We start from the raw sequence: 14,921 nt of genomic DNA, 5'->3' as shown, positions 1-14,921 counted from the left end.
TCCATGCAAACGGCGACAACCGGACCTGCATGACCCCGACCGCTTCGGCCCCCGTAAAGACAAAGCCTGAACCGCACATCTGCGAGGTGCTGATCGCCGAGCGGGCCCCTCGCCTGACCCGGTCGGTGGTCTGGCCGGTGGTGCGGCCGCTGCTCTATCGCCTGCTGGGGTTTCGCCACGCCGTGCGCATGGCAGACGCCATCCTGCCCTTGTCGGGTCAGGAGGCGCTGAAGTACGTCAGCAACCTGCTGGATCTGCGTGTCTCTGCACTGAATCTGGAGCGGATACCGGCGACGGGCCGCTGTCTGATCGTCGCCAATCACCCGACCGGCATCGCCGACGGGATCGCGGTCTTCGACGCGGTGCACAAACGGCGAGACGACGCCATCTTCTTCGCCAATGCCGATGCGATCCGCGTCGCGCCACGCCTGGGCGAGGCCATCATTCCCGTCGAATGGGTCCAGGAAAAGCGCACGCGTGAGAAGACCCGCGCCACGCTTCAGGCGGCCAAGGACGCGTTCGAAGCCGAACGCTGCATTGTCATGTTCCCGGCTGGCCGTTTGGCCCGCGTGGGCAAGGACGGCAGCCTGACCGATCCGGAATGGGCGCAGACGGCGGCGTCGCTGGCCCGCAAATACGACGCGCCCGTGGTGCCCATCCATGTGGCGGGACCGACGTCGAAACTGTTTCACCTTTTCGACCGGGTCTCGCAGGAACTGCGCGACATCACCCTGTTTCACGAACTGCTGAACAAGAAGCGCGGGGCGTTCCAGTTGAAGGTCGGCAAGCCGATCCCGGCCTCGCGGCTGGATATTGATGCGGGCAAGGCGACCTATGCGCTGAAGGCCTTCACCGAACGGGTCCTGCCGGGCCAGCCGGACGCGGATTTCGCATGAGCGGGCTGACGATCCCGCTGGCCGATGCCGAGGCCGCAACGCGGCTGGGCGCTGCGCTTGCCCCACTCATGGGACAGGGCGAGGCCCTCTTGCTTTACGGCCCGCTCGGCATGGGAAAATCGACCCTGGCCCGCGGCCTGATCCGCGCCCTCACCACGCCCGATGAAGACGTACCCTCGCCGACCTTCACCCTGGTGCAATTCTACGACAGCGATCCGCCGGTCGCCCATTTCGACCTCTATCGACTGACCCGGCCCGAGGAAGCCGTCGAGATCGGGCTGGACGAGGCGCTGGACACCGGATTTGCCGTGATCGAATGGCCAGAACGTCTGGGCGATGATCCCGCCGCCTGGCTGGGGCCAGACCAGCTGATCGTCACCCTGTCCGAAGACGGCGAGGGAAGGGTTGCGACCGTTTCTGGCGCAGGCGCGTGGGAGACGAAGCTGAAGGATCTGCATGTCTGACCGCGAGCATCAACGCGTCGAGTTTCTGAAGGCCGCCGGCCTAGGCGAGGCCGTGCGCGTCCCGCTGCCTGGCGATGCATCTACGCGTCGCTATGAGCGGCTGACCTTGCCCTCGGGCACCACCCTGATGCTGATGGACCAGGCCGCCTCGGCCGAGAGCCCGCCCGCCGACCCCGCCTGGACGCCCGAGCAACGCCGCGCCTCCGGCTGGAACGCCACGGCCCGCCTGTCTGCCGGCCGCATCGAGGCCTTCGCCGCCGTGGCCGCGCATTTGCGAAGCCTGGGCCTGTCCGCGCCAGAGATCATCGCGGTCGATGCTCCTGCCGGTCTGGCCGTACTGGAAGACTTCGGCGACGATCTGTTCGCCCGCGTCATCGAAGCCGGCGAACCGGAAGAGCGGCTGTATCTGGCGGCGGTCGAGGCCCTGGCCCGACTGCACGACGCCCCGACGCCGAATGTCCTGACCGGGGCGGCGGGCGACTGGTCGCTACAAACCTACGACGCGACGGCGCTGCAAGGCGGGGCCGATCTGTTCGTGGAGTGGATGCCCCAACTGGAGCCGGGTCTCACTTTCGACGCCGCCGCCATCGACGACTGGCACTCGGCCTGGACTCCGGTGGTGGCGCGGGGCGAGGACGGGGCGACCGTCATGGCGCACCGGGATTACCACGCCGAGAACTTGATCCGGCTGAACGGTCGGGTGGGACCGGCCAGGGTCGGCATGATTGACTTTCAGGACGCGGTGAAGGCGCACCCGTCCTGGGACCTGCATTCCCTGCTGCAGGATGCGCGGCGGGATGTGCCCCCTGCGCTGGAGGCCCGGGCACTGGACCATTATTTCGCCCTGAGGCCCAAGGTCGAGCGCGAGGCCTTCATGCGCGACTATGCCGGCCTGGCGGCACTGAATGAGGCGCGTATCCTGGGCATCTTTGCCCGCCTGATCGTGCGCGACGGCAAGCCACGCTATCGCGCCTTCATGCCGCGCATGTGGCAGCACCTGAATGCCAACCTCGACAAGCCGGGACTGGAGCCTGTCCGCGACTGGTTTGCCCGCCACGTCCCTGAGGACAGCCGTCGATGAGCACAGCCCCAAAGACCGCCATGGTGCTGGCCGCCGGCCTCGGCACACGTATGCGTCCACTCACCGATGACCGGCCCAAGGCGCTGGTCGAGGTCGGGGGGCGAGCCCTGATCGACCATGTGCTGGACCGACTGGCGGACGCGGGCGTCGAAAAAGCCGTGGTCAATGTCCACTGGTTCGCCGACCGTCTGGAGGCGCATCTGGCCGCACGCGGGCGCGGGCCCGAGATCGTCATTTCCGACGAGCGGGCCGAACTTCTGGAAACGGGCGGTGGGCTGAAGAATGCCGCGACCCTGCTGGGCGACGCGCCGGTGTTCGTGGCCAATATCGACAGTGTCTGGATCGACCGCGCCGACGCCTTGGCCGAACTGTCTCGTCTGTGGGACCCGGAGCGAATGGATGCCGCCCTGCTGTTGGCCCGCCGCGAAGGCTCCATCGGCTTCGAGGGCGACGGCGATGTCTTTCTCGCCGGCGATGGCCGCTTGACGTTCCGGGGCGATGCTGCTTCGGCCCCCTTCGCCTATATGGGCGTCCATATGTGCCGGCCCGACTATGTCGCCGAGGGCCCGGAGGGGCCATTCTCGCTCAGCGGCCTGTGGCGGAAGTCGGCGGCGGCAGGGCGGCTGTATGGCTGCGTGCTGGACGGCGACTGGATGCATGTCGGCGACCCGCAAGCGCGTGACGAGGCCGAGGCGCGGCTGGCGCAGGGCGGATGAGCACGGCGTTCGACCCCTTCTCGGGCCTCTCCCCGCGCTGGTACGCCATCGAGGCGCGTCGGCCGTTTCTGGACGATCTGGCGGCGGGGGTGCTGACCTGGCTGGGCGAGCATCCGCCCGAGGCCCTGTCTGATGCGGTCATCCTTCTGCCGAACCGCCGCGCGGCGCGGGCCTTTACCTCGGCCCTGACTCGTCAGGCGCAGGGGCGGTCCCTGCTGTTGCCGCAGGTCAGGCCACTGGGCGATCTGGAGGAGGATGAGCCGCCGTTTGCGCCCGGAGAACTGGGTCTGGACCTGCCGCCCGCCATCGCCCCCCTGACGCGCCGGTTCGAGATGGCGCGGATGATCGTCGAGGATTTCCGGCCTGGCCTGACGCCTCTGCGCGCGCTGGAGATGGCGGATGCGCTGGGCGGCTTTCTCGATTCCTGCCAGCTAGAAGAGGTCGAGGACATGGCCCGGGTCGCCACCCTGGTCGAGGGCGATCTGGCCGAACACTGGCAGGCGTCGGCAGAGTTCCTGGGTCTGGCGGTGGAGGCCTGGCCTCGGCGGCTGGAGGCCATGGGTCTGGTCGATCCGGCCTGGCGGCGGGCAAAGCTGCTGCGCCTGCTGGCCACCGCCTGGACAGAGCGCCCGCCACAGCAGCCCGTGATCGCCGCAGGCTCCACCGGGTCCGCGCCGGCAGCCGCCGATGTTCTGGCCGCCGTCACCGCCGCACCCCAGGGGTGCGTGGTTCTGCCTGGTCTGGATTTCGATTTGGAGGCTCGCGTCTGGGAAGACCTGGGCGAGAGCGAACAGCACCCGCAGAACGCCCTTTGGCGGCTGCTGAACCGGGCCGGTGTCGCGCGCGACCAGGTCCGGCCCTGGTTTCGACCGCCCGAACCGGCCGAGGCCGCATCACGCGGGCGCGCCCGCCAGCGGCTGCTGAACGAGGCCCTGCGTCCGGCCCAGGCCACCGCCGACTGGCGCGAGACGATCCGCGATCTTCGCGCCACTGCCGCGACCACCCGCTCGGTCGATCCCATCGCCGAGGGGCTGGAGGGTCTGTCGGTCGTCACCGTCCGGGCCGAGGAAGACGCCGCCGCCGCCGTCGCCCTGATGATGCGCGAGACGCTGGAAGAGCCCGGCAGGACGTGTGCCCTGGTCACGCCAGACCTGGCCTTGGGGCGACGGGTCGAGGCGCGGCTGGAGCGATGGGGGATCACGGCGGACAGCTCGTCCGGCCAGCCGCTATCGCGGATGGCGGCAGGGCGGCTGGTCGATCTGGCGGCGCGGTTCATGGCCGAGCCGCTGAAGCCGCATGTGCTGCTGGGCCTGCTGAAACACCCGCTGGTGCGGATCGATTTGAACGACGCCGATTATGCGCAGGCGGTTGCGGCACTGGAGCGTCACGCCCTGCGGGGCCCCCGGCGGCGGGACTGGTCCGGAGCCCGCCGGGCCCTTCTGAAGGCTACCCAGCCGCGCGATGATTGCCAGCCACCATCGGAGCGGACACTGGCGGATGTCTCGATGGCGAGACAGCTTCTGGATCGGCTGGAAAGCCTGTCCGACGCGGCCCGCGCCCGTTTCGGGGCGACGGCCTCTCTGGATCAGGCGGCGCGATCCCTGACCGGGTTGATCGAAAGCCTGGCCGGGCCTCAGGTCTGGGCCGGGCCGGATGGAGAGGCGGCGGCCGCCTTGTTGTCCAGCCTGATCGAGGGCGGTGCGGCCCTGCCGCCGGTGACGGCGACCGAGATGGCCGATCTGGTGTCGACGCTTCTGACGGAGCAGACGGTGCGGACGGGCGGGGCCAGCCAGCCGCGCCTGCGCATTCTGGGGGCCATCGAGGCCCGGCTGGTGCGCGCAGACCGGATGATCCTGGCCGGTCTGGAGGAGGGCGTCTGGCCCAATGCCGCCCCGACCGATCCCTTCCTGTCGCGGCCGATGCGCAAGAGCCTGGGCCTGCCGCCGCCCGAGCGCCGTCTGGGCCAGACCGCTCAGGACTTCGTCCAGGCGGCTTGCGCCGAGGACGCCATCCTGATCCATTCCGAGCGCCGGGGCGGCCAGCCGGCGGTCAAGTCGCGCTGGTTGTGGCGGCTGGAGATGCTCACACGCGGGGCAAACGCCGACGACACCCCCGTCAGCCTGCACCAGCCGTCGGTACGGCTGCATCAGGCCCGTGCCCTGGACGCCCCGGCCCGCGCTACGCCCGACTATGCCCGCCGCCCCGCACCGCGCCCGCCGGTCGACCGCCGCCCGCGCCAGTTGCCTGTGACGGGCGTCGAGCGCTGGGTGCGCGATCCCTATGCGGTCTATGCCCGCTGTGTGCTGAACCTGCGCCAACTCGACCGGCCCGGTCAGTCGGCCGAGGCCATCGCGCGTGGTCAGGCTGTGCACAAGGCGGTGGAGCGACTGACCCTCAGCTGGCCCGATGTCCTGCCCGAGGATTGCGAGGGCGAGATCTCCAGACTGTTGCATGAGGAACTGACCCATCACGGCTTCGAGGACGCGGCCATGGCGCGCGAGGCCCCGCTGGCGAGGAATGCCGCCCGCTGGCTGGCCGGGTTCGAGATGCGGCGCCGGGCGCGGGGCATCGACATTCGCGTGGAGGAGTCGCTGACTCTCACGTTCGAGGCTCCCGCCGGGCCCTTTACCCTGACGGCCAAGGCCGATCGGATCGAACTGTCGGGCTCGGGCGCGGCGGTTCTGGATTTCAAGACCGGACAGATCCCCTCGGCCAAACAGCTCAAGACCGGCTTTGCGCCGCAATTGACCCTGACCGGGGCCATCCTGGCCGAGGCCGGATCGAAGACCTCCGGACCGGTCGAGCCGGAGGAGCTGACCTATGTCCGCGTCGTCGGTCGCAAGGTGCCAGGCGAGGCGAAGACTTTGGCGGAGGGGGCGGAGGCGGTGCATCTGTCTGAGGCCGCGCTCGCCGGTCTGAAAGCGCGGGTGGCGCGGTTCGACAGCGAACGAACCCCCTATCTGAGCTGGGTCGCGCCCCAGTTCATGGGTAATTTCGGCGGCAACTACGATCACCTGGCCCGCGTCTGGGAATGGCATGTCGTCGGCGGCGAGGAGGGCGAGACATGAGCGCGAATCCCTCAGCCCGCATCCTGCCCGACCCCTATCAGATCGCGGCGGCGGACCCGCGCCAGTCGGTCTTCGTCACGGCCAATGCGGGTTCGGGCAAGACGTCGACGTTGGTCGATCGGGTGGCGCGGCTGCTGCTGCAGGAGGTCCAGCCCGGCGAGATCCTGTGCGTCACCTATACCAAGGCCGCCGCGGCAGAGATGCAGGCCCGGCTGTTCGACCGGCTGGGGGCCTGGGCGGTCATGGATGACCGGGCGCTGGCCCGTTCGCTGGCGGATCTGGACGGGCGCGATGAGGCGGCGCTGTCGGACCTGGACCTGTCCAAGGCGCGCCAACTTTTCGCCAAGGCGCTGGATACGCCGGGCGGGCTGAAGATCCAGACCCTGCATGCCTTCTGCGAAAAGCTGCTGCGGCGGTTTCCGATCGAGGCGGGTGTCACGCCGGGCTTCACCGTGCTGGAAGATCAGGCGGCGACGGCCCTGTCGCACGGCGCGCGCGAGGATCTCGCGCGTGAAGCCTTGAAGGACGAGGACGGCGCGATCGGCCGGGCCTATGCCCATTTCGCGGTCGAGCTGAGCTGGCCCGATTTCGAGGCCTTGCTGGCCCGAGTGGAGCAGGATCGCGTTCGTCTGATCGACTACACCCGCCGCGTCGCTGAGGGGCTGGCTCCGGGTCCGCACGCCCTGGTCGGGGCCGATCCCGACCGGGATGTCGCGGCGATCCAGGACGACTTCATGCGCTGGCTGGACCGGTCCGAATGGCTGGCCGTCGCCGAACAGATGGCGACCGGCTCGGTCACGGATCAGGCCTGCGCCGACCGGATGTGGTCTGCCGGTTGGACCTTCCCCGATGTCTCGTCCGTCTTCCTGACCAGCGGTTCGCCACGCAAGTCGATGGCGACCAAGAGTGCCCCGCCTCAGGCCCGCGATTGGCTGACGGCGATGCAGGACAAGGTGGTCTCGGCCCTGGGACAGGTGCGCAAGGCGCGAGGCGCCGAGGACACCGTCCACGTCCTGACCCTGGCCCAGGCGCATGGGGCCCTCTATGACCAGGCCAAGGAAAAGAAGGGCGCGCTGGACTTCGGCGATCTGGTCGCGCGGACGGTCGAGCTGCTGACCGTTCGGGCCAGCGCCGCCTGGGTTCTGTACAAGCTGGACGGCGGCATCGAACACGTCCTGATAGACGAGGCCCAGGACACGGCCCCCGAGCAATGGGACATCCTGCGCGCCCTGACCGAGGGCTTCTTCGCGGGCGAGGGCTCACAGCGGTTCGGGGCCGGCAAGGTGGACCGCTCCGTCTTCGCCGTCGGCGACGAGAAACAGTCTATCTATTCCTTCCAGGGCGCACGGCCGGAACGCTTGCGTCAGGAAGCCCAGCGATACGACAGCCTGGTGCGCGGGGCGGGTCAGGCGTTCCAGGGTGTCGAACTGGCGACCTCCTTCCGCTCCACGCCCGAGGTTCTGGCCTTCGTCGATGCGGTGTTCGAGGGGCCGGAGCGGACGCGGGCCCTGGTCGGTCAGGAGATCGCGGCCATTCCGCCGCACAAGGCGATGCGGGCGGACGATCACGGTTGCATCGACCTGTGGCCCCTCTACATCGACGAAAAGCCACCCGAGCGCGACGCCTGGGACGACCCGCTGGATCAGGAGCCGGTTCAGAGCGCGCGCAAGCGGATGGCGACTGATCTGGCCCGTGAGATCCGACGACAGGTCGAGACCGGGGTGGCGGTGCAGGATAAGGCCAAACGGGAACTTCGTCCCTGTGGCTACGGCGACTTTCTGGTGCTGGTCCGCCGCCGCGATGCGACGTTCGAGGAGATTATCCGCGCCCTGAAGTCCACAGGCGTGCCGGTCGCGGGGGCGGATCGGCTGAAGTTGTCGTCGCATATCGTGTTCGACGACCTGATCGCGATGGCGCGGTTCGTCTTGTATCCCGATGACGATCTCAGCCTGGCGGGCATACTGCGCAGCCCCTTCTGCGACGTGGACGAGGACGGCCTGTACGAACTGGCCGGGGCCAATCCAAAGCGACTCAGGCTGTGGCGCGAGCTGCAGGCGCGGGCCGACGAACGGCCGGAATGGCGTCGGGCGCGCGACCTTCTGGCCTTTGCGATCGAGGCCCGGGATCGTGGTGACCCCTTCGCCTTCTTTTCGGCCCTACTGAACCGGGTGGACGAGACGGGCGTCTCAGGCCGGGCTCGTTTCCTGACCCGGCTGGGCCGCGAGGCGGAGGAGGCCATCGACGAGACCCTGAACCAGGTTCTGGCCGCCGAACAGCGCGGCGCGACCGATCTGGAAACCTGCCTGGCCATGCTGGAGGCGGCCGACGTCGAAGTGAAACGCGAGCTGGAGGGGGCGCGGGGCGAGGTGCGCGTCATGACGGTGCACGGGGCCAAGGGGCTGGAGGCCCCGATCGTGATCCTGCCCGACACGACCGCACGGGCCAAGGCGCAGGGGCCGACCCTGATGCCGATCGAGCAACCGGACGGAACCGAGGCCTGGCTGATGTGCCCTGGCTCAGAGAAAGAAGACTGCGAGGCCTCGGGCGAAGCGCGTCAGGCGCGTCAGGACCGGGTCGATGCCGAGACGCTGCGACTGCTTTACGTCGCCCTGACGCGGGCGCGGGACCGGATCGTGATCCTGGGGCGCGGCAGCGGAAAGTCGAAACTGGGCTATGACGAGGGCAGCTGGTGGGCCGTGCTGACGGAGACCTTCGAGCGGATGGGCGGGCAGGTGCGCGACATCGGCGACGGGCGACAGCGGTTCGGCGTCGATCCGGACATTCTTGCGGCAGGTGTCGGCGCTATCGCTGACAGGATCGAGGTCCCGGCCTGGGCACGCACAGACCCCGCGCCCGACACCGCCGCCCGGTTCGCCTCGCCTTCGACGATGGAGGGCGCAGTCCGCATCGCCGCGCCGTCGCCGCTCGCGGGGTCAGGTGCGTCGCTGGGCCGGTTCCGCCGCGGCGACCTTATCCACCGCCTATTGGAACGGCTCCCTGATATCGCACCTGTCGACCGCGCTAAAGCGGCTTCGCGCATGCTGTCTCGCGAGCGGGACATCGACGAGGCGCAGCGACAGGAGATGATCGAGGCGGCTTTCGGCGTTCTCGACGATCCCCGGTTCGCGCCCGTGTTCGGGCCGGGCTCGCGCGCGGAAGTGGCTCTGACCGGCGTGGTGGATGGCGTGCCCATCTCAGGGCGCATGGACCGTCTGGTCATTGAGCCGACCCGCATTCTGGTCGTCGATTTCAAGAGCAACCGACCCGCACCGGACCGGATCGAAGACGCCGATCCGGCCTATGTGCTTCAGGCGGCGCTGTATGTCTCCATCCTGCGACAGCTTTATCCGGATCGCCCGGTCGAGGCTGCTCTGGTCTGGACCGATGGGCCCAGGCTGATGCCGGTGCCTGTGCCTCTTCTCGACGCAGCCCTTGTCGCGGCGCGTTGATTTTCTGCGCAATCGCTCCCACATCGGATGTCTTGGGCCGAATCGCATATGCGCGGCGGCCAGACATCCGTGCTCAAGCAGCGAGCGACCGCGTCGTGAGCGATAGCACCCCAAAGGAGTGTTCTTTTATGGCGACGGTAAAAGTCACCGACGACAGCTTCGACGCCGACGTCCTGAAATCCAGCACCCCCGTGCTGGTCGATTTCTGGGCCGAATGGTGCGGTCCGTGCAAACAGATCGGCCCGGCGCTGGAGCAGATCGCCGACGAACTGAACGGCCAGGTGACGATCGCCAAGGTCAATATAGACGACAGCCCCATGGTGCCGTCGAAACTGGGCGTGAAGGGCATCCCGACTCTGATGCTGTTCAAAGACGGTCAGATGACCTCCATGAAGGTCGGTGCCATGCCCAAGGGCAAGATCGTCGAATGGCTGGCCGAGGCCGGCATCGGTCCGTCCGCCGCCTGATCGGTTAGAGCGCCTGGCCGGTCAGTCCGGCCAGGTCTCGCGGCTGGCCCCCAGCACCTCGCCTGCGAGATACAGCGAGCCGCAGATAACGACGCGCCCGGCTTCCAAAGTGAGCGCGCGCGACAGAGCCTCTTTCACCGAGGTCATGGGCGTCGCCCCCAGGCCGTGACCACGCGCCACCGCTGCGAGCGCTTCCGGCTCCGCCGCCGCGCCGTCGAAGGGTACGGTGAAGACGTGGGCGGTGCTGTTACCGAAGGCGTCGAAAAAGCCACCGGCATCCTTGTTGCCAAGCATGCCGACGATCAGGGCCAGCGGGCGCGGCGCTTTCGCCTGGCGCTGGGCCAAGGCCTCGGCCAGGGCGCGGGCCGCGTGCGGGTTATGGCCCCCGTCCAGCCACAGCTCAGCGTCGGCGGCGCGCGCCATATCGCCAAAGGGCCCCGCCGTCAGCCGCTGCATGCGGGCGGGCCAACGAACGGCGGTCAGGCCCTCGACGATGGCGTCCTCCGGCAGATCCAGTTCCAGAGCGACCGCGACGGCCAGCCCGGCATTGTCGATCTGATGCGCGCCGGCGAGTGCGGGCAGCGGCAGGTCCAGAAACCGCTCCTGATCCTGAAACGCCATGCCGCCACGCTCGGCGAAGGCGTCGAAGTCCGTGCCCATGACGGTCAGGGGGCTGTGCACGGCCTCGGCGGCCACGGTAATGGCGTCCATCGCCTCGTCGGACTGGCGACCGATCAGGCCGCGCGCGCCGGGCTTGAGGATGCCCGCCTTCTCCACCGCAATGCCACGCATGGAGGTGCCCAGAAACTCGGCGTGGTCCAGATCGACGGGAGTGATGACGCTGAGCAGCGGGCGCGCGATGACGTTGGTGGCGTCCAGCACGCCCCCCAGGCCGACCTCGACGATGGCCAGGTCGGCGGGTGTCTCGCTCATGGCCAGAAAGGCGGCGGCGGTTGTGCTTTCAAAGACGGTGGCTTCGCCCGCCACGCGCTCGATCCGGTCCAGAATGGCGTTCAACGGCGCGTCCTCTATCAGCCGGCCCGCCAGCCGGATGCGCTCGTTGAAGCGCACCAGATGCGGCGAGGTATAGGTGTGGACCGTCAGCCCCGCCGCCTCGGCGATGGCGCGGATGAAGGCGACGGTCGAGCCCTTGCCGTTGGTCCCGGCCACATGGATCACAGGCGGCAACCGCTCCTGCGGATCACCCAGAGCCGCGCAGAGAAGACGCATCCGGTCCAGCGACAGGTCGATCCGCTGGGGGTGGCGGGCGCGCAGGCGTGCGGAGATGGGGTCCATGGCCGCGGGATCAGGCCGCGCGGCGCTGGCCGTCCATCAGCATCGACAGGATGCGCCCCAGGGTGGCCGGCAGATCGGCGCGGGCCACGACCTTGTCGACCATGCCTTTTTCCTGAAGGTATTCGGCGCGCTGGAAACCCGGCGGCAGTTTCTCGCGGATGGTCGCCTCGATCACGCGCGGACCGGCAAAGCCGATCAGGGCACCCGGCTCGGCCAGATGGACATCACCCAGCATGGCATAGCTGGCGGTCACGCCCCCGGTGGTCGGGTCGGTCAGGACGACGACGAAGGGCAGTTTGACCGCCTTCAGTTCCTGGATGGCCAGGGTGGTGCGGGCCATCTGCATCAGGCTGAGCGCGCCCTCCTGCATGCGGGCCCCGCCGGCGGCGGTATAGCAGACCAGCGGCACACCGCGCTTCACGGCCTCCTGCGCGGCCTTGATGAAGGCCTCGCCCGCCGCCATGCCCAGCGAGCCCCCCATGAAGGTGAAGTCCTGGACGATGACCACGGCGGGTGTTCCGTCCAGGGTGCCGAAGCCGATGGCCATGGTATCCTTGCGGCCCGCGGCCTTGCGCGCGGCCGCCAGACGATCCTTGTAGGGCTTGCCGTCCGAGAACTTCAGCGGATCCTCGGGCACGTCGGGCGTGTCGATCGACTGATATTTGCCTTCGTCGAAAGTGGCGGCCAGGCGGGTCGGGGCGTCGATGCGCATATGACGGCCGGACGGCGTGACCCACAGGCTGGCCTCCAGGTCCGGGCGGTACAGCATCTCGCCGCTGTCGGGGTCCTTGACCCACAGATTGTCCGGCGTCGCATCGCGGCGGTTGACGATCTTGCGCACGCCGGGGGCGAAGCGTGACAGCCAGCCGCCGCGCTTCTCGGCGGGCTTGGCGGCCTCGGGCTTTGCGACGGCGGCGGCGGGTTTGGTCTTGTCGATCATGACGCGGCTTTAGACGGTTTCCGGCGTCCGCGCACCCCTGACCGCATCGGCCAGTTGGCGGACCTTGGCCAGAACGCGCGGGGCGGGGGCTTCGTTCGCGTCCAGCGCGGCGGCGACCTCGTCGACCAGGACCGAGCCGGCGACGACGGCATCGGCGACGCGGGCGATCTCGGCGGCCCGCTCGGGCGTCTTGACGCCGAAGCCGACGGCGACCGGCAGGCCGGACGCTTTGCGAACCCGCTCCACGGCCGGGGCCACCGAAAGGGCCTGGGCTTCCTTGACCCCGGTCACACCTGCGACCGAGACATAGTAGACGAAGCCCGAGGTCCGCTCGGCGATGATCTTCAGCCGCGCGTCGTCGGATGTCGGCGTGGCCAGGCGGATCAGCGAGACCTGGGCCGCATCCAGCGCATCACTCAAGGGTGCGGCCTCTTCCGGCGGACAGTCCACGACGATGACCCCGTCCACACCGCTGGCGGCCGCATCGCGGGCGAAGGCTTCGTAGCCATAGGATTCGATCGGGTTCAGATAGCCCATCAGGATCAGGGGGGTATCCGCATCCCCCTGGCGGAAGGCGGCGGCCAGATCGAGCGTACCCTTCAGCGTCAGGCCAGCCTTCAATCCCCGCAATGCAGCACGCTGGATCGGCGGCCCCTCGGCCATCGGATCGCTGAACGGAAAGCCCAGCTCGATGATGTCTGCCCCGGCGGCGGGCAGGCCGCGCAGGATCTCCAGCGCCTGATCGCGCGTGGGGTCTCCCGCCATGACATAGGCGACGAAACCAGCGCGGCCCTCGGCCTTCAGTGCGGCAAAGCGGGCGTCGATGCGGGCGGTCGTCACTGGGGTGCCGCTCCTGCCCCGGCGGGGCGATCGCTGCAGATGTCGCCAGGGATGGTGGCGAAGGCCAGATAGGCGGGTGCGCCCGGCGCGGGCACGCGATCGTCTGCAGCGAAGGCCTGCATCTGGAAGGCCTCGCAGCCGCCCGCGGGCTTGCGGCGGACATAGACGATCAGATTGGCGTCGCCGGCACCGACCAGCCAGCCCTGTTTGGCGAACTCGGCGGAATAGGCGTCGGCCACGCTCTGCATGCCGGCTTGGGTCGAGGAGATGCAGAAGGCGATGCGGGCCAGTTCTGCCCGGCCGCCGCAGGTCGGGTCCGCAGTCGCACCTGGCACCTCGGGCAGTTCGACGGTCTGGGCGGGAGGCGCTGATGGGGCGGGTGTCGGGGCCGTCTGGGCCAGTGCGGGTGCCGCCAGAAGCGCCCCCACGGCGATCATCATCATGGTTTTCACGGTCAAAGCTCCACGCCCAGATGGGCCGCTACGGCAAAGATATCCTTGTCGCCCCGCCCGCACATGTTCAGCACGACGTCGCCGTCCTTGCCGATTTCATGGGCGATCTCGCCGATGCGAGCCAGGGCGTGGCTGGGTTCAAGGGCCGGAATGATGCCTTCCAATCTCGCGCACAGCTGGAACGCCTCCAGCGCCTCGGCGTCGGTGGCGGCGCGATACTCGGCGCGGCCCATGTCCTTAAGCCAAGCATGCTCCGGCCCGATGCCGGGATAGTCTAGACCGGCCGAGATCGAATGGCCCTCAAGAATCTGGCCGTCGTCGTCCTGAAGCAGATAGGTGCGGTTGCCGTGAAGTACGCCAGGCCGACCGCCCTGCAGCGAGGCCGCATGATCGGGCCCATCCAGGCCGCGCCCTGCCGCCTCGACCCCGATCAGCCTTACCCCCGCATCGTCGATGAACGGATGGAACAGGCCGATGGCGTTCGAGCCGCCGCCAATAGCCGCGACGCAGGCGTCCGGCAGCTTGCCCTTGCGGGCCAGCATGGCGGCGCGCGTCTCCTTGCCGATCACGCTCTGGAAATCGCGAACCATGGCCGGATAGGGATGCGGGCCCGCCGCCGTGCCGATCAGATAATAGGTGTCCTCGACATTGGTGACCCAGTCGCGCATCGCCTCGTTCATCGCGTCCTTCAGCGTGCCGCGGCCGGAGGTCACCGGCACCACCTCGGCCCCCAGCAACTTCATGCGGAAGACGTTGGGCGACTGACGCTCGACATCGGTCGCGCCCATGTAGACGACGCATTTCAGGCCGAAGCGGGCACAGACGGTGGCGGTGGCCACGCCGTGCTGACCGGCCCCGGTCTCGGCGATGATCCGGGTCTTGCCCATCCGCATGGCCAGCAGGATCTGCCCCATGCAGTTGTTCACCTTGTGCGCGCCCGTGTGGTTCAGCTCGTCGCGCTTGAACCAGATATTCGCCCCCTCGAAATGGTCCGTCAGTCGCTCGGCCAGATACAGCGGGCTGGGCCGGCCGACATAGTCGGTCAGAAAGCCGTCGAGCTCGGCCTGGAACGAGGGATCGGCCTTGGCCGCATCATAGGCCGCCGTCAGCTCGTGCACGAGCGGCATCAAGGTCTCGGCGACGAATCGCCCGCCATAGGGGCCAAACCGGCCCTCGGCGTCGGGCATGGCGTACTGGTTGGGGATGATGGCGTTCACGGGCGTGGTCTCGCAGGCAGCGAAGGCGGAAATGC

At 68.7% G+C, this 14,921-nt stretch carries 12 protein-coding genes; 7 read left to right on the top strand and 5 right to left on the bottom strand.

The features are described from left to right. Positions 1-29: 29 nt before the first annotated feature. The 7 genes from JHC81_RS02970 to trxA all read left to right on the top strand — a co-directional run bounded on the left by JHC81_RS02970 (position 30) and on the right by trxA (position 10,141). Positions 30-896: a 1-acyl-sn-glycerol-3-phosphate acyltransferase gene (locus tag JHC81_RS02970; protein WP_292170455.1), complete on the top strand. Its 867-nt coding sequence runs from the start codon at positions 30-32 to the stop codon at positions 894-896. After that, positions 893-1,360, top strand: coding sequence for a tRNA (adenosine(37)-N6)-threonylcarbamoyltransferase complex ATPase subunit type 1 TsaE (tsaE, locus tag JHC81_RS02965; protein WP_292170453.1), 468 nt, complete (start codon positions 893-895; stop codon positions 1,358-1,360). Before JHC81_RS02970 ends, tsaE begins: the two co-directional genes overlap by 4 nt. Continuing rightward, entirely contained in the window at positions 1,353-2,441 is a 1,089-nt protein-coding gene (gene amgK / locus JHC81_RS02960) for an N-acetylmuramate/N-acetylglucosamine kinase AmgK (protein WP_292170451.1), read from the top strand. Before tsaE ends, amgK begins: the two co-directional genes overlap by 8 nt. Further along, the gene (gene murU, locus JHC81_RS02955) at positions 2,438-3,157 is read left to right on the top strand and encodes an N-acetylmuramate alpha-1-phosphate uridylyltransferase MurU (RefSeq protein ID WP_292170448.1); all 720 of its coding nucleotides are present in this window, start codon (positions 2,438-2,440) and stop codon (positions 3,155-3,157) included. The genes amgK and murU overlap by 4 nt, the downstream gene beginning before the upstream one ends. After that, a complete protein-coding gene (addB, locus tag JHC81_RS02950; RefSeq protein WP_292170445.1) occupies positions 3,154-6,225 on the top strand; it encodes a double-strand break repair protein AddB in 3,072 nt (1,023 codons plus the stop codon). Before murU ends, addB begins: the two co-directional genes overlap by 4 nt. Continuing rightward, the gene (gene addA / locus JHC81_RS02945; protein WP_292170441.1) at positions 6,222-9,674 is read left to right on the top strand and encodes a double-strand break repair helicase AddA; all 3,453 of its coding nucleotides are present in this window, start codon (positions 6,222-6,224) and stop codon (positions 9,672-9,674) included. Before addB ends, addA begins: the two co-directional genes overlap by 4 nt. Positions 9,675-9,802: 128 nt before the next feature. Next, positions 9,803-10,141 (top strand): thioredoxin, encoded by a 339-nt coding sequence (gene trxA, locus JHC81_RS02940; RefSeq protein ID WP_292170439.1) that lies wholly within the window; start codon positions 9,803-9,805, stop codon positions 10,139-10,141. A 21-nt stretch (positions 10,142-10,162) separates the two neighbouring features. Here the strand turns inward: trxA and JHC81_RS02935 are convergent, their stop codons facing one another. Genes JHC81_RS02935 through trpB form a run of 5 tightly spaced genes read right to left on the bottom strand, consistent with a single transcriptional unit; the run spans position 10,163 to position 14,886 of the window. Then, entirely contained in the window at positions 10,163-11,437 is a 1,275-nt protein-coding gene (locus tag JHC81_RS02935; protein WP_292170436.1) for a folylpolyglutamate synthase/dihydrofolate synthase family protein, read from the bottom strand. 10 nt (positions 11,438-11,447) lie between these two features. Continuing rightward, positions 11,448-12,377: an acetyl-CoA carboxylase, carboxyltransferase subunit beta gene (gene accD, locus JHC81_RS02930; RefSeq protein WP_292170433.1), complete on the bottom strand. Its 930-nt coding sequence runs from the start codon at positions 12,375-12,377 to the stop codon at positions 11,448-11,450. A 9-nt stretch (positions 12,378-12,386) separates the two neighbouring features. After that, positions 12,387-13,217, bottom strand: a complete 831-nt coding sequence (gene trpA, locus JHC81_RS02925; RefSeq protein ID WP_292170429.1) for a tryptophan synthase subunit alpha — start codon at positions 13,215-13,217, stop codon at positions 12,387-12,389. Further along, positions 13,214-13,669, bottom strand: coding sequence for a hypothetical protein (locus tag JHC81_RS02920; protein ID WP_292170426.1), 456 nt, complete (start codon positions 13,667-13,669; stop codon positions 13,214-13,216). The genes trpA and JHC81_RS02920 overlap by 4 nt, the downstream gene beginning before the upstream one ends. Before the next feature lie 2 nt (positions 13,670-13,671). Continuing rightward, positions 13,672-14,886, bottom strand: coding sequence for a tryptophan synthase subunit beta (trpB, locus tag JHC81_RS02915; protein WP_292170423.1), 1,215 nt, complete (start codon positions 14,884-14,886; stop codon positions 13,672-13,674). Between the last annotated feature and the right edge of the window lie 35 nt (positions 14,887-14,921).

The organism is Brevundimonas sp., assembly GCF_016463295.1.
Classification (GTDB): Bacteria; Pseudomonadota; Alphaproteobacteria; order Caulobacterales; family Caulobacteraceae; genus Brevundimonas.
Note: the sequence above shows the minus strand (reverse complement) of the source record. Positions and strands in the feature narration are given on the sequence as shown.